The organism is Paenibacillus sp. CH40 (genome assembly GCF_024213605.1).
Taxonomy (GTDB): Bacteria; Bacillota; Bacilli; order Paenibacillales; family Paenibacillaceae; genus Paenibacillus; species Paenibacillus polymyxa_B.
Genome location: NZ_JANAVQ010000001.1, coordinates 1,169,403 through 1,184,041, shown reverse-complemented (window position 1 = coordinate 1,184,041; position 14,639 = coordinate 1,169,403). Strand labels below are relative to the sequence as shown.

The window sequence follows — 14,639 nt, the reverse complement described above, 5'->3', positions numbered from 1 at the left end:
TCTTTCTGTTATAACGCTAAAACTGTTATCTGGCAAATCGGGGGGTGTCTAAGTATGTATGGCAATAAAAATAACCCGTGAATTCTACGGGTCATTTCTATAACTTTTTAAGTGCTTTAAGCTTATTATGAGACATAGAGCAAGTGAAGTCAGATTCTTCGAATCGTACCTCCAAATGCGTTAGACTCGATCTCACAAAACCAAGTCGTGATAGCTGAAAAGCTTCCTTGCAAGTCTGTGCGGTTAGCCCGATCGTATAAAAGCAATGCCCCAAATTGAAAACGCGGTACTTCATCAGTTCTTTTCTTTTTTCTTAAGCTCAGCCGGTATCGGTTTAGCACCAAATACTGTTTTTTCATTTTTGGTAGATTCGTTAGCGTATTTTCCCAGTCTTATATTTAAAGCTCTCGCCAATCTCTTATCCATTTTCGTTCACCTCCTTTCCATAAAGGAAGAATGCTGAATGCTTGAATAGCTAAAGCTAAACATATTATGTGGGACTGTATAAAAAAATTCACTGCGCATACCAAAACACATACAGTTTTATAATATTTGTGGTTATTGGTCTTATGAATATAAATAAAATGATTGGGTGCATAAACTAAAAACACTAATATTGAACAAGCATTAATAATCAAAATTGTTGATAAATTTAAAGAGACGAAGGGTATAGTTACACATATTGCCGTTGTAAAACAGACACAAAATGTAAGATTACTGAAGTGTGCCCCTCCTGAAAATCTTCTTACAAACATGATAGTAACCAGAGCGAATAACGATCCCAAAAAATGCCCAGTCATCCAAGCGATAACCACAACCATTAGTATCGACGACACTTCGGTAATTTTTATACCAAGCGCATACTCCATCACTTCTACACTTGTTGGGCCATCAGGATCAGCTTTTTTTATTTCCGTTGCGATGTACCTTGATAGCGCTTCTAGCACCCTCGTAATCTCCTCTCTCTGAAAAGAAATACGACAAACCGAAAGTAAGCAATGAAATGGATAGTAATCCTATGGTATTTGAGCTATAGAGCATATACAAAGTAATAAAAATGGTGGCAGCTGATATTAGAGCACCTAGAATCAACAGCTTATTTAGAGACGATAAGTAATTTTCAGCTCTTAAAAAATCATGTGGAGGCTGAATTATAAACGAGAATCCAAAGTTATATTTTCCCATCACAAAAGAAATAAAGTACGCAATAATAATAGAAGATAACTGAATAACGTAAATAGAAGAGCCAGAAGTATCATTAATAACACCTGGTTCTGCTACTCCGAAAAAATTTGCAAACAGAAATACAAAAAGTTGTAGGTTAATGTAGGCTGTTAGACCAGAACCAGCAGAAAAAGCTGCTAGATGGGTTTTGATCCCTAAACCGTATCTAAAAAAGATAACCATTAACAAATACTGAAGCGGCAAATCTAATTTAGGCAAGCCTATAACTTCCCTCATTAGAAAGGAAAACAAAGCTATGCCCATTGCATAGAATAATATTTTTGTGCGATATTGCCTCACGGGAAGCATATAAAGCTTTAAGACCAAAATAACAGCGGCCAAAGCATCGAATACACCAAGTAATATATATAAAAAAGCAGATAACACAGATACACCATCCTCTTATTTCGCCTGTTGTAATTGTATATTTTACTAATAGATGTGGCAATGAAATAATCTAGTAAACTGGTAATATTTGTTTTTATGTAAGGTAAATATTATTTTTGTCGTCAAAAAATATGAAAAGAACGATTTTAAAATCGTCCTCTTGTTGCAATTTTAGCCTGTAACCTTCTGAATTATCTATCTGGCATCATCCTTTTGTCGAGCTGCTCAATTACAAGCGGCCAAGCCTGCTCATGTTGGTTCCTTGAATTCTCATCTGGAAAACCTGCATGCGTTAAGTAAAGATGCGTGCCATTACCGCGAGGTTTAAGCTCAACGGTGACCACTGTTTCAGCTCCCTTGGTGCCGCCTTCGCCAGTAACCCAAGTCAGCTCGATAAGTCTGTTTTGCTCAAGTCTTAGAAATCTTCCGTAATGTGGATGACGCTTCCCTTCAAAATGCGTTTCGAAAAAGAAGGTCGTGTTCAATTCAGCCTCCATTAATACTGATCCTGGGGCTGCAAACCAACTGTCAAACTGCTTCGTCCACGCCTGATACAGGACAATCGGAGAACACTCCATTTTTCGTTCCACCATTAGATTAAATGGTCTTTGTGAAAGATCTGGCCAAGAAATAGATAGTACCATTTAATTTTCAATCCCTTCAATCAAACAGAGTTTTGATTATCTCTACATTATTATATCCATAAAGGTGTAGGTTGCGGCTGCTTTCCCTTATCTGTCCACTTCTACTTGATGGCTGTGCCGCTAGATGATCACCAACGTCATCTCTAAAAATAAAAAAAGGAACTGTGCATCAGTACCACAGTTCCGCGAATCTTTTGTTTTCAAATAAATTGACGATACCCGTCATCGTCGACTTCGTCGGCTGATTTTACCTGAACCGCTACGTGTTTTGGGCTTACTATAAGATCTACGCGGCGAATCAAATATGCTGGAACCACCGCTGTCGCTACGGTCACGTGAAATCGAGCCTCTGCTCGGTGAACTGCTGGACCCTCTGTCGAACAGACTTCCGCTTGATCCAACACTGGAATCCGAGTTCTTTCCTCTACGGGTAACCGAACCTTTCCGCTCCACCGTAATCGGCGGGATCGCTTTTTTCTCCTGCACCGTAGGAGCACGATATTGGCCCTGAGAAGGTCGGTATACATCTCTGCTGGAGTAGCCCCGATAGGAGCCTGAACCACGCAACGAATCAAACAGAGCATCCAGCACAGTTGCGGTTAAGTATCCTTTTAGAAAGCTTGAACTGTAATTTTGTTCGACATACTTTTTACTGTCAATTTCAATGAGTGTATCTTCCTTCTTAGCTGGATCTTGCTGCAAATGGTACCACTCATCGCTATATACCAGAAACATCCGCTCATTGCTCTGCGGTGACATTTGTTCCGGTGTACGCTGTTCTTTCAATTCCTCCGCTACTTCCGGGACTGTCTTACCAGCTGCCCGGTATACATACGAGGTCGAGTTTCCGCTGCCACTAACCGATTCCAGCGGATACGTATCTTTTACATTTGGCGCGCCGCAGCCGCTTAAAACGGATACGAACAAGCTCAGCGCCACCATGATCTTTAATGCATACTGCCAGGTGCGTTTGCTCATGTGTAACCCTCTCCTAGCTTGCCCGAATAACCTTGACGTCTCCGGTAATCACTTCTTCTCCTTCATAAAGCATAAAGCGACCGTCCTGCCACTCTACCCGCAACAGATGATAATCATCAGACTGGTACTGCCAAACATGCTGCTCTCCACCCTGTCGGAAAGGAGCACGGCCCATGACGGTAACTTGCCCAGAATATTGCTCCTCCAAATGATACGTTGTATCATCCAGCTCTAAAATGGTCGGCACTTCCTCGGGGTTGTCAAGTCTGCCGTCGATGGCCTGATATAGTCCGAATTGCAGTGTTTCCCGTTCCTCAATATGAAGATAACTGACTTGATTACCATCCTGAAGCGTCAAAACAACGGCATTTCGGGCACGATTATGTACACGACCTACCACTTCATAGGTAACAAGCGACACTTCACAGATATCACCTGGATTTAAGTGAAGCATGCTTTTCTCTGCTTTTGGCGGCTCCGGCTTAGCAAATAGATTTGAAATTCGTTTCCACACACCCATGGTTATATTCCTGCCTTTCTTAGCCTAGAAGCATGCTGTAATGATCAAGGCGCCAACTAGATGCAGCGCTCCTGAAAACAGACCGAAACCAATTTTACCTTCCTGTGTACCTTTATCCAGGTCAAACTGAGCCCAGTACCGCAACAGCAGACGTACAATAACTTCCAAAACAAGCAGGATGACAAAGGCGATCACAGAATACACAAGCGCTTCGAGCAAATTATTAGCTGTAGCGATAGACCCTGACAAAATATAGCCTTGTGCAACCAGCTTCATAATCATTCGTACCGTTACGGCCATATTTCCAGCTTTCACTTCGGCAAAATCCTTATACTTCGTAAATAAAGAGTCGACATACATTAATACGAAGATCAAAATAGCCCCCGCACCAGTCCATACAAGCATTGCTTTCATCGTTTCTAAAAAATGCATTTCATACCATCCTCCACATCTTCTTGACCTTCATATAATGTTTTGCGCCTCCAGGCAGGGAAAAGCGAAGGAGAAAACGTTTCTCCTTCGCTTCCTGAGCAATCACACTTGGTGGCATTGCTAAAATGTTCTTATTTATTTTCGTATTGCTTTAACAAAGCGGCAAGCTCATCGTCCACGGCGCTTTTCTTATCCAGCTCTTTGAACTCCTCATCCAACGATTTTTCCTTAGAGGACATTTCGTTGCTCGCTTCGGCACGTGCTTCTGCTTGCAGCATTTTTTCTTCCATACGCTTCAATCCGGCAGTTGCCGTATCAGAGCTAAAACCGTTCATAGCTTTGTTAATTTCGGTTTGCGCTTTAGCTGCATTATAACGGGCAACCAGTGTTTCGCGCTTGTTTTTCATTTCTGTCAGCTGTCTGCGCATTTCATCCAGCTTGCCACGAAGATTATCGGCTGCAGCTTTGTTCTGTTCGTAACCAGCTTTGAACTCGTTCATTTTTTGTTCAGCAGATTTCTTTTCTTCCAGCGCACGACGGGCCAGATCTACATTTTGTGCTTTTGCAGCGGTATGTGCCTGTTCTTCACGTTTCTTTACCAAAGCAGCCTGTTCTTCGTATTGCTGTTTGAACCTCTTTTCAATAGCAATTTGAGCGGCTACCGCTTTCTCTGCATCTTCCAGGTCCTCTTGCATATCACGAATGTATTGATCCGTCATTTTAATTGGATCTTCTGCCTTGTCGATAATGGCGTTAATGTTGGACATCGTAAGATCTCTTAATCGTTTGAAAATAGACATGTGAAGTTCCTCCTAGAGTTGAATGCTTAAATTTTAAGCTCTGTACACATGTTTACGCAAGCTTTGCAAAGAGGGTTTCAAAAATATCTAAAAACCGCGCAAGTAAGGCTCTGGGATGTCGGCCTGTACTTTTAGCTCCCGCGATGCATGCAGCGCCCAATAGGGATCACGCAGCATGGCACGCCCTATTGCTACCAGATCAGCTTCTTTCTGCTGAACAACCCGGCGGGCGTCCTCATAATCATCCAGTAAGCCAACAGCAATCACAGGTACATTCAGCTTTTCACGGATGGTATGAGCCAAATCCACCTGATAGCCGGCACGCGCAGACGGGCCTCCGCCAGAACCAATCGGACCCTCACCACCAGAAGAAATATGGAAAATATCCACACCTGCATCACGATATCGTTCCCCTACGCCTGTTATGTATTCCACATTATATCCATCCTCGACGTATTCTTTGGCAGATATCCGCATAAGCACAGGCATATCAGCAGGAAGAACCTCTTTAACAGCATGTATGACCTCAACACCGAACAGTGACAAATCCTGCCCATATTCATCTTCTCTGGTATTTGTTAAAGGCGAATGAAATTGATGGATCAGATAGCCGTGAGCGCCATGTATCTCAACCGTATCAAAACCGGCTTCCACCGCGCGGCGCGCGCCTTCTTTGTATGCCTGGACCAATTCCCTGACTTCAGCTGTCTTTAAGGCGTGCGGCTTTTTAAAGCGTTCGCTAAAAGGAATCGTGGACGGACCCACAGGTTGCTCAGCATCTTCAGCCTTGCGTCCAGCGTGGCCTAGTTGAATACCAATCTTGGCACCATACTTGTGGACTTCCTCTACAATCTTACGATATGCAGGAATATGTTCGTCACTCCAAATACCCAAATCACGATCCGTAATACGTCCATCTGGATGGACCGCTGTCATTTCCACAATAATAAGTCCAGTGCCTCCTACTGCCCGGCTCACATAATGGACATGATGCCAATCCGTTGGATTTCCGTCCTTGGCCTCCACGCTGTATTGGCACATCGGGGGCATGACAATCCGATTTTTTAAAGAAAGCCCCTTTAATTGATAAGGAGTAAACAAGTCGGTCACTTTTATCCATCCTTCCTTCAATTCCATGTCTGTATAATTATGAATTGCATCCCCATTATACACCAGCTGTCACAGTATACCGAATTCGTTGTAAGGCTAAAACTTGCGAAAATGCTCCTGTTTTCGGTCATGTTTAAGAGAATATGTACGATTAGCTCCATCATCTTCATTGATAATCGTTTCATCGTGGACTTCTTTTTCAGTCGTTTATGAGCCGAACATTGGTTACCAGCATATTTTTAATAAGACAGGTACATAATAGTCGAGAGCACCACTTGGTACCACTGCACGGAAAGGGGGGGATACATATGCCGTACAGGGGAGTGTTGCCATGCTTGGCACTGTTACTAGCATTCTCAAGTTTACCCGTTCACGCGGATGCGCCTCCCAACACCGGAACGCCCCATCCCAAGGAAGCAGCTGTTGCTTCTTCTGTACTTCAGAGCACAGATCGAGCAACTCCTACATTAGCAATGCTGCGTAAAAAACATGCAGACATTTTTAAAATGTGCGGCCCACACACCCGCCAAATTGCCCTAACCTTTGATGATGTGCCCGATTCTAGGTATACGCCACAAGTTTTGGACGTATTACACGCCAATGGCATCAAAGCCACCTTTTTCATCGTCGGTCACCGTGCGGAAAAGCATCCGGGGATCATACGCCGTATTATCCGTGAAGGCCATGCTATAGGAAACCATTCCTATACTCATCCAGATTTTAGGAAGGCCACACCAGAACGCTTTCGCAACCAGATTACAAAAACAGAACGTATTTTACAAGCAAGCGCAGGTTTTCGCCCCAAGTTGATTCGTCCACCCTACGGTGAAATCACGGAGCCTCAAATCCAATGGGCACGTCGTCATGGCTATATGATTGTCAATTGGAATGTAGACTCTCTCGATTGGAAGGGATTAAGTAAAACACAAATTCAGCGCAATGTGATCCCAGCTACCGGGCCTGGCTCTATTATTTTAATGCACGCAGGTGGAGGTCAAAGTTCCAACTTGCAAGGCACTGTCCAAGCTCTGCCGGGCCTAATTCACTCTCTAAAAGCTAAGGGATACAAATTTGTGACAGTCCCCCGGCTACTCCACACATCGGAACGGAAATAACCATATGTTTATGATTGAGCTGCAAGCTAAAGCAACGTAAAAAGGCTGTCTTACCAGCAGAAGTTTTCTGCTCGTCAAGACAGCCTTTTTTATGGATAAGACCTGATAAGAGTCCGACCTAGTTATATGCGGTAGGATACAGACATTAAGTTTACATAATATATATTATGTTTAATTAAACCGTATATACGTACAATGCTATTTATCAATAACGTACAGCTTCACATTTTGAAATCCAAAGTCGTTCACAAATGATTTGTTGCCAGGAATAAAGATATCAATCCGCTTTCCTGTAATGGCGCTACCCTGATCGCGAGCGACAGCTACAAAAGAATGATCCGGCAAACCTGGGTGGGAATAGCCTGTAACCAGCACTTTCGTGCCCATCGGAATGACGTTCGGGTCTACCGCAATCGTACCTAGTTTAAGCGGATTGCCGTAGTAGTCCACTGCTCCCCATTTACCATTCTCGTCGGCTGCGGCAGAATACGCTGAAGCCTTAACGTCAACTATTTTGCTATAGTTGAATGTTTTGCCCCACGCTTCAATCGTTGGCCCCTCATTCGCTGGTGCTTTCTCCGTAAGAAGCTGCGGCTTCGAATCCGAAGCTGCCTTCACACTTTTTTCGCCAGGCACCTTAATTTGCAGACCTGCATATATATTGTTGGAAGCAATGTTTGGGTTCGCCTTCGTTAGCTCGTCTACCGATACTCCATAACGTTGAGCAAGCAAAAAGAAGGTATCGCCCTCTTTGGCAGTGTGAAGCGAAGCAGCATCCGCTACTCCAGCTGTCTGTGCCAACCCTGCAATAGCTGCGGCAAGCACCGCAAATTTCATCGTTTTACCAATATGTTTTAGATGTTTCAAAGATATGTACCTCCTCTGTTATGCCTGCGAAGTTAGCTGTCGGATTCGGACTCAGGAGAAGCCCTATGCTTGTGCAATTCACCCCTAGGCATATTCCACATCGTCTTTATGACGTATCGGAATGACTGCCGTTGTTACGTCCCCCGCACTTCCCATAGTTTGGACCCAGCATTCAGCGTTTGTCATAACCGCATGCTGTCCCGGTAAGTTTTGGCTTACTGCATAATATCACAATTTTGTAACCTTATCCGCATGAAAATGTTGGGAACCTTGAACATCATACTATACTCGTTACAATTTTGTCATCAAGAAATCGATATTTGTTACGAAAGTATGGGGAAATGGTGACAAAAAGAAAAAAAGCCCTCCGTCAAACGGAGGGCTTTTTTTATAGATTATATCAGCACTTCCTTACAATACTTTGGCAAGAAAATCACGGGTGCGATCATGGCTTGGAGTACCAAATACCTGCTCTGGTGTACCTTGCTCCACAATTTGACCGTTATCCATAAAGATGATTCGATCGCCTACCTCGCGGGCAAAGCCCATTTCATGCGTCACGATTACCATTGTCATGCCGCCTTCGGCGAGCTTCTTCATTACATCCAGAACCTCTCCAACCATTTCAGGGTCCAATGCAGAAGTCGGCTCATCGAACAGCATTACGTGCGGCTGCATGGCCAAAGCACGCGCAATCGCAATACGTTGCTTCTGACCGCCAGATAGCTGGTTCGGATAGGTATTCTTCTTATCCTCAAGCCCTACGGTACGCAAGAGTTCTAGCGAAATTTTTTCCGCTTCCTTCCCTGACTGTCTTCTAACCTGTGTTGGGGCAAGTGTCAGGTTCTGCAACACTGTTTTATGCGGGAACAGATTAAAATGCTGGAACACCATCCCCATCTTCTCCCGGGTTACATTAATATTATGGCCACGAGCTGTAATTGGCTCGCCCTCAAACAAAATCTCTCCGTCTGTAGGCTGTTCCAACAGATTCATACAACGCAAAAACGTACTCTTCCCCGAACCACTGGGGCCGATGATGACGACGACTTCACCTTTGGCGATATCTATATCAATGCCTTTTAAAATTTCATTCTTACCGAACGATTTACGCAGTTGTTTAACGGTGATCACTGGCTCTCAACTTCCTTTCCCATAAACCCAGCAGCTTAGACAAGCTGAATGTCATTACAAAATAAATAGCGGCTGCGATTACGAACGGACTTAATCCTTCGTAGGTGATGTTCTTAATGACCTGGGCCTGATACATAATATCCACCATCCCAATGGTCGAAATAATGGATGATTCTTTAATGATCGTAATAAACTCATTACCGATAGCAGGCAAAATAGATTTAAACGCTTGCGGCAAAATGACATGACGCATAGCTTTACCGCGTCCCATACCCAACGAACGGGCAGCCTCCATCTGTCCACGGTCTACTGCCTGGATACCTGCCCGGAAAATTTCAGCCAGATATGCTGAACTATTCAGAGACAATGTGATTATACCAGACTGGAGTGGGGTAAAATTGACACCCAGCGTCAAAGCAACTCCGTAGTGAATGATCATAAGTTGTACCAGCATAGGTGTGCCACGCAGGATCTCCACATAAGTGGTACCTAACCACTCAATGATGCGTATACCACTCATCCGCAGCAAGGATACGATCAGACCAATGATAAATCCAAACAGTACTCCGAGTGCAGACAGCAACAGAGTGTAGCCGATACCCGTAGCGTAAAAACTGCGGTATTTCCAAAAAATATCTACGATGTTATTAGAAGAAACCTGTCGATCTGCAGAGAGCGCGCTCGCTTCTGTGGAAAACTTCTCAATCGACCCGTCCGCTTTCAGGCGAGCCAACGTTTTATTTACAGAGGCAAGCAATTCTGCGTTCCCCTTGCGTATACCTACAGCTGTTTCTGCTCCGGCATCCTCAGGCACGGCCTTGGCAAGTGTTACGGTACCATCTAACGTGTATCCTTTAGCAACCGTATCTTCGATCACAACAGCGTTGATACGCTGGGTCCGCAGCTGGAGTACCAGATCAGATATTTTGTCCAGTGAGGTTACAGTGGCATTGGGTACTTTTTGAGCAATTTCTTCCTGAATACTCCCTTTTTGTGCCCCAATCTTCTCGCCTTTCAAAGTATCCATCGTAGGATATTTGTCTTTATCCTCTGGGCGTACCATAATGACTTGCTTGGAGCGATAATATACATCTGAAAAATCAATGCTCTTTCTCCGCTCATCCGTCGGTGTCATACCGGACAGTACCAAGTCTACACGACCACTTTGCAAAGCAGGCAGCAAAGAGTCAAAACTCATGTCCTCAGGGACCATCTCCGCATCCAAATCTTTGGCGATTTCCTTGGCGATATCCACATCGAACCCAACAATGGTATCCTTACCGTTAATGACTTTATGAAACTCATACGGCGGAAAGTCGGCACTCATGCCCACTACAAGTTTTTTCTGTGGCTTTGCTTCCGTTCCGTATGCAGTGAGCATGGGAAGACCAGTCAACAGCAAGATAACCGCCGACAAAACCAGGGCGGTAAAACGATATGCCTTTTTCAATCTTTTTTTCTCTCCTTAAATTCTTTATAATAAATAAGATTGTGTCATTATAAATGAATATGCATGATTATGCAATGAATGTTATAGTACAATTTCAGCATACCTAACGCAGTACCTACATTACAGTTTATATAAAGGAGTTTTCAGCATGGATTTTAAGCAGACCATTCAAAAGACAATTGAGCAGCATGCCCCACGGTTTAAGGACATTTCGTTATATATTGGCGCAAATCCTGAACTTGGAAACGAGGAATTTCTGGCCGCTGCCCGTTTAAAAGAAGAACTGGTTTTTCACGGTTTTGAGGTCCAGGCACCCGTATTGGGCATAGAAACAGCCTTTATTGCAACTTACAAATCTGCAAAACCCGGACCGGTTGTCGCTTTTCTGGCAGAATATGACGCTCTGAAAGGTCTAGGACACGCCTGTGGGCACCATTTGATATGTATGATGAGTACAGGTGCTGCCGTCGGCCTCAAGTCGATCATCGACGAAACTGGTGGAGAAGTACGGGTATATGGCACACCTGCCGAAGAAACACGCGGTGCAAAGGTCCCGATGGCCGCTGCCGGGTTGTTTGATGATTGCGACATAGCACTTATGACGCATCCTTATGACCATTACGAAAAATCAGGCAAATCACTGGCGATTGATGCTGTACAATTCGAATTTTTTGGTCAATCTGCTCACGCGGCTGCCAGCCCGCACGAAGGCATTAACGCGCTGGACGCTGTGATTCAAACGTTCAATGGCATCAATGCGTTCCGTCAACAAGTAAAAAGTACAGTGCGTATCCATGGGATCATTAACCAGGGTGGGCAAGCAGCCAATATTATTCCTGATTACGCCTCAGCCCAATTTTATGTGAGAGCCGCTACTCGTCAAGAACTGAACCCGCTGACTAGCCGTGTTATTCAAATTGCTGAAGGAGCTGCTTTACAGGCCGGGTGTCGTTTGAAGACCTCCAATTATGAGACTTCTTATAATGAAATGGTCACAAACCGCGTACTTTCCGATGCCTTTACCGCAAATTTGGTGCAGGCTGGCATTTCGCAAGAAGATATAACGGAAGGTGAAGATCACGGCTCCATGGATATCGGAAATGTATCGCTTCATTGCCCTGCTATCCATCCGTACATTCAAGTTATTGACGAGAAGCATGCCTTGCATACACCAGAATTCCGCGATTTGGCGATGCAGGACCGGGCCATGGAGGGAATGCTGCTGGCTGCGAGAACCTTGGCATGGACTGCTTGCGATGTAATCACGAATCCTGAACTGCTAGCCCAAATAAAAAAAGAATTCTCTCTGCTGAATAACGAAAGTTAAATATTAATTCCGTGTTCTTTCAGAAAGGAGTAGTCAGCCATCATGGATAGTATGAGCAGTTTTTGGACGTTGTTTATTGTGGTGGACCTCATCATTTTTTGGTTTATATTCCGTGCAATACGCAGGAACCGGGGAAACAGAAAGACACGGCGCCGGAATGCTTTTTTCCTCAGTTCCCCTTCTCCTTCGTCCCTTACACAGGAGCGTCATCCAGAGATTACAGAGCTGATGCAGCTACTGGAGCAATCCATTCCCGCCTCCTATGCTCATAGCGTAAGGAGTCGTGTAATGGAAGCCCACCCAGAGCTGACGAAGCAAGAATATGATTGGCGCTGGCATGAGCTAAAACGATATTTTATGCTATGCGCGATTATGAATAGAGTGCCTATGTTCAGTAGTGATGTGGATGAATTATGGCACGAAATGTTGATGTTTACCCGCGAATATCAGCAATTCTCGGAAGCTTTTTTTGGTCGTATGCTTCACCATGCGCCCCATTCCGGCGGCTCTAAGCCGATGCCTGAGGAGCGGGCGTGGTTTGACTGGTTGTATGTGGAATGCTTTGGCTGGAACCGCTATAGCGCTAGTTTGTGGGGTACTTTTTTTAATCATCCATTACCGAACGACGAGCTTTCGCGCTATTATAAACTCGCAACTTCGGCGCAGCCAGCAGGTGACCGCTGGAATACGCAGGAGAATACAGCCATTTCACATCAGACCCAACAAGCGGTTCATAAGATTGTACAACATCTGCGCGAGCGGGTGAATAAAGCGGTGGATGATCCTGAGGGTAAGCAATTGCCTAAGGTCAACTATTTACAGGTCGACTATTTATTATTAGCTGTTGTGTGGTATTCATGGTATCAACCTGAACAATTTGCCGTACACATGCACCCGGATGCTACAGGTAATGCCGTATTAGCTAGCTCATCCGGCTGTAGCTCGGCAAGCGGTTGCTCGAACTGGGATACACATCACTCGCACCATCATTCCTCCCATGACAGTTCTCATCATGGAGGCTCTTCTCACCATGATTCAGGCGATTCTGGTAGTCATTCTTCGTGTAGCAGCGGCTCTTCATGTGGAAGCAGCTGTGGTGGCGGGGGCGACTGATCATAGCAAAAAGGGAATTCCTCAGCCAAACACTGGCTAAAGGGATTCCCTTTTTCATTAACATGACTATGGTGTTCCTACTCTGTTCAGTCCGTCTTTGTTAGCAAATGGTAAATATCCATATACGCTTTAGCTGAAACATCCCAACTATATTCTCCTGCAAAAGCCGTCTGTGTAAGCTTCGACCAATGCTCAGATTGGCGATAAAAATGAACAGCACGACGAATAGTGTTCAGCATATCATGTGCATTGTAGTTCGTGAAACTAAATCCGTTTCCTTCCCCTGTGGACTCATTGTAAGCCTGCACAGTATCGTTAAGACCCCCTGTTTCTCGCACAATAGGGATACTTCCATAACGAAGCGCCAGCAGTTGGCTGATCCCGCAAGGCTCAAACCTTGAGGGCATAAGATACATATCACTTGCCGCATATATTTTTCGTGACAGAGGTTCGCTAAAAGCGAGCTGCGCCGACATTTTCAGTGGATAGCGTCCCGCTGCCTCACGAAACCAATGCTCAAAAGCCGGATCCCCTGTTCCCAGCACGACAAACTGGATATCATCATAATACAGGATTTCGTCAAGCACTCTCGTTACCAGATCTAGCCCCTTCATATCTACAAGCCGGGTTACCATGGCAATCATAGGTACGTCTGGCCGCACCGGCAGACCCAACTCCTTTTGCAGGCCAATTTTGTTTTCCTTTTTCTTTGTCAGACTCGTGCGGTACTTCGAATAAATACGATTGTCCGTGGCAGGATTGTAGCTTTTGGTGTCAATTCCGTTCACAATCCCTGTTAAGCGACCCTGATCTCCCAATTTACGAAGCAGACCCTCCAGCCCGTATCCGTAAAATTCTGTTTGAATCTCCTCTGCATAGGTTGGACTCACGGTCGTGACATGATCCGAGTACGTAAGCCCACCTTTCATAAAATTCAATCTGCCATGATACTCCACACCCTCGGGGGTGAAATAGCTTCCATCCAGGTTGAGCAGCTCAGTTAAGACCTCATACGGAAAATCCCCTTGATACAGCAGATTATGTATCGTAAACACTGTGCGAATATCGCTGTAGAAGGGCAAATGTCGATAATCGGCATTCAGAAGCAGCGGAACCATTGCCGTATGCCAATCATGACAATGCAAAATATCCGGCCGAAAGTTCAGTTCAGGCAGCATTTCTAAAATCGCCCGGTTAAAAAAGGAAAAACGTTCGCCATCATCCATATAACCGTAAATACCGTCACGACCGAAGTAATACTCATTGTCTATAAAATAAACCTTGATTCCGTCTAATGTCAGTTCCTCTATTCCGCAATATTGATTACGCCAGCCTACGGCTACTTGCTTCACCGCTACCGGACGCAGAGACTTTTTATAAGTATCGGGAATCCCCGCATATTTAGGTAAAATGATTCGGACGTCGCAACCCGCCTGACGAAGTGCCTTCGGCAGTGCGCCAATAACATCAGCCAACCCGCCTGTTTTAATAAATGGATGTGCTTCTGCTGCCGCAAACAAAATGTTCATATGTGCTTC

At 44.7% G+C, this 14,639-nt stretch carries 16 protein-coding genes and 1 riboswitch; of the genes, 3 read left to right on the top strand and 13 right to left on the bottom strand.

Annotation, left to right across the window (positions count from 1 at the left end):
* Positions 1-294: 294 nt before the first annotated feature.
* The 9 genes from NLX73_RS24915 to NLX73_RS05180 form a co-directional block, all read right to left on the bottom strand.
* Positions 295-426, bottom strand: a complete 132-nt coding sequence (locus NLX73_RS24915; RefSeq protein WP_257785361.1) for a hypothetical protein — start codon at positions 424-426, stop codon at positions 295-297.
* Complete coding sequence (locus tag NLX73_RS05215; RefSeq protein WP_254325520.1) at positions 399-947, bottom strand: accessory gene regulator ArgB-like protein; 549 nt, start codon at positions 945-947, stop codon at positions 399-401. Before NLX73_RS05215 ends, NLX73_RS24915 begins: the two co-directional genes overlap by 28 nt.
* Positions 898-1,611 (bottom strand): hypothetical protein, encoded by a 714-nt coding sequence (locus NLX73_RS05210; protein WP_254325519.1) that lies wholly within the window; start codon positions 1,609-1,611, stop codon positions 898-900. The genes NLX73_RS05215 and NLX73_RS05210 overlap by 50 nt, the downstream gene beginning before the upstream one ends.
* Positions 1,612-1,802: 191 nt before the next feature.
* The gene (locus NLX73_RS05205; RefSeq protein WP_254325518.1) at positions 1,803-2,255 is read right to left on the bottom strand and encodes an SRPBCC family protein; all 453 of its coding nucleotides are present in this window, start codon (positions 2,253-2,255) and stop codon (positions 1,803-1,805) included.
* Positions 2,256-2,477: 222 nt separating this feature from the next.
* Positions 2,478-3,233: a DUF4247 domain-containing protein gene (locus NLX73_RS05200; RefSeq protein ID WP_061828251.1), complete on the bottom strand. Its 756-nt coding sequence runs from the start codon at positions 3,231-3,233 to the stop codon at positions 2,478-2,480.
* Between the two features lie 13 nt (positions 3,234-3,246).
* On the bottom strand, positions 3,247-3,753 hold the full coding sequence (locus NLX73_RS05195; protein WP_061828250.1) for a DUF4178 domain-containing protein: 507 nt from the start codon (positions 3,751-3,753) through the stop codon (positions 3,247-3,249).
* 24 nt (positions 3,754-3,777) lie between these two features.
* Entirely contained in the window at positions 3,778-4,185 is a 408-nt protein-coding gene (locus NLX73_RS05190; RefSeq protein ID WP_235309699.1) for a DUF350 domain-containing protein, read from the bottom strand.
* Positions 4,186-4,316: 131 nt separating this feature from the next.
* On the bottom strand, positions 4,317-4,985 hold the full coding sequence (locus NLX73_RS05185; RefSeq protein WP_013310486.1) for a PspA/IM30 family protein: 669 nt from the start codon (positions 4,983-4,985) through the stop codon (positions 4,317-4,319).
* An 87-nt stretch (positions 4,986-5,072) separates the two neighbouring features.
* Complete coding sequence (locus tag NLX73_RS05180; protein WP_081330763.1) at positions 5,073-6,095, bottom strand: NADH:flavin oxidoreductase/NADH oxidase; 1,023 nt, start codon at positions 6,093-6,095, stop codon at positions 5,073-5,075.
* A gap of 308 nt (positions 6,096-6,403) precedes the next feature.
* On the opposite strand from NLX73_RS05180, the gene NLX73_RS05175 reads away from it, so the two are divergent.
* Entirely contained in the window at positions 6,404-7,210 is an 807-nt protein-coding gene (locus tag NLX73_RS05175; protein ID WP_254325517.1) for a polysaccharide deacetylase family protein, read from the top strand.
* Between the two features lie 198 nt (positions 7,211-7,408).
* Here NLX73_RS05175 and NLX73_RS05170 read toward each other — a convergent pair whose 3' ends face one another.
* From NLX73_RS05170 to NLX73_RS05160, 3 genes are all read right to left on the bottom strand, one after another.
* Positions 7,409-8,077, bottom strand: coding sequence for a 3D domain-containing protein (locus NLX73_RS05170; RefSeq protein WP_165176983.1), 669 nt, complete (start codon positions 8,075-8,077; stop codon positions 7,409-7,411).
* 6 nt (positions 8,078-8,083) lie between these two features.
* Positions 8,084-8,258, bottom strand: a riboswitch (cyclic di-AMP (ydaO/yuaA leader).
* A 230-nt stretch (positions 8,259-8,488) separates the two neighbouring features.
* Positions 8,489-9,211 (bottom strand): amino acid ABC transporter ATP-binding protein, encoded by a 723-nt coding sequence (locus tag NLX73_RS05165; protein WP_061828246.1) that lies wholly within the window; start codon positions 9,209-9,211, stop codon positions 8,489-8,491.
* On the bottom strand, positions 9,198-10,661 hold the full coding sequence (locus NLX73_RS05160) for an ABC transporter substrate-binding protein/permease (RefSeq protein WP_165176986.1): 1,464 nt from the start codon (positions 10,659-10,661) through the stop codon (positions 9,198-9,200). The genes NLX73_RS05165 and NLX73_RS05160 overlap by 14 nt, the downstream gene beginning before the upstream one ends.
* A 148-nt stretch (positions 10,662-10,809) precedes the next feature.
* Between NLX73_RS05160 and NLX73_RS05155 the strand changes: the two genes are divergently transcribed.
* A complete protein-coding gene (locus NLX73_RS05155) occupies positions 10,810-11,988 on the top strand; it encodes a M20 family metallopeptidase (protein ID WP_254325516.1) in 1,179 nt (392 codons plus the stop codon).
* Between the two features lie 42 nt (positions 11,989-12,030).
* Positions 12,031-13,101: a glycine-rich domain-containing protein gene (locus NLX73_RS05150; protein ID WP_254325515.1), complete on the top strand. Its 1,071-nt coding sequence runs from the start codon at positions 12,031-12,033 to the stop codon at positions 13,099-13,101.
* Positions 13,102-13,187: 86 nt separating this feature from the next.
* Here NLX73_RS05150 and glgA read toward each other — a convergent pair whose 3' ends face one another.
* Positions 13,188-14,630 carry a glycogen synthase GlgA gene (gene glgA / locus NLX73_RS05145; protein WP_254325514.1) on the bottom strand — a complete coding sequence of 481 codons (1,443 nt, stop codon included), beginning with the start codon at positions 14,628-14,630 and terminating at the stop codon, positions 13,188-13,190.
* Between the last annotated feature and the right edge of the window lie 9 nt (positions 14,631-14,639).

What these genes read in the sequence shown, in the direction of transcription:
- NLX73_RS24915 (WP_257785361.1), bottom strand. Translation starts at nt 426, where the DNA reads ATGGATAAGAGATTGGCGAGAGCTTTAAATATAAGACTGGGAAAATAC.
- NLX73_RS05205 (WP_254325518.1), bottom strand. Translation starts at nt 2,255, where the DNA reads ATGGTACTATCTATTTCTTGGCCAGATCTTTCACAAAGACCATTTAAT.
- NLX73_RS05200 (WP_061828251.1), bottom strand. Translation starts at nt 3,233, where the DNA reads ATGAGCAAACGCACCTGGCAGTATGCATTAAAGATCATGGTGGCGCTG.
- NLX73_RS05195 (WP_061828250.1), bottom strand. Translation starts at nt 3,753, where the DNA reads ATGGGTGTGTGGAAACGAATTTCAAATCTATTTGCTAAGCCGGAGCCG.
- NLX73_RS05190 (WP_235309699.1), bottom strand. Translation starts at nt 4,185, where the DNA reads ATGCATTTTTTAGAAACGATGAAAGCAATGCTTGTATGGACTGGTGCG.
- NLX73_RS05185 (WP_013310486.1), bottom strand. Translation starts at nt 4,985, where the DNA reads ATGTCTATTTTCAAACGATTAAGAGATCTTACGATGTCCAACATTAAC.
- NLX73_RS05175 (WP_254325517.1), top strand. Translation starts at nt 6,404, where the DNA reads ATGCCGTACAGGGGAGTGTTGCCATGCTTGGCACTGTTACTAGCATTC.
- NLX73_RS05155 (WP_254325516.1), top strand. Translation starts at nt 10,810, where the DNA reads ATGGATTTTAAGCAGACCATTCAAAAGACAATTGAGCAGCATGCCCCA.
- NLX73_RS05150 (WP_254325515.1), top strand. Translation starts at nt 12,031, where the DNA reads ATGGATAGTATGAGCAGTTTTTGGACGTTGTTTATTGTGGTGGACCTC.
- glgA (WP_254325514.1), bottom strand. Translation starts at nt 14,630, where the DNA reads ATGAACATTTTGTTTGCGGCAGCAGAAGCACATCCATTTATTAAAACA.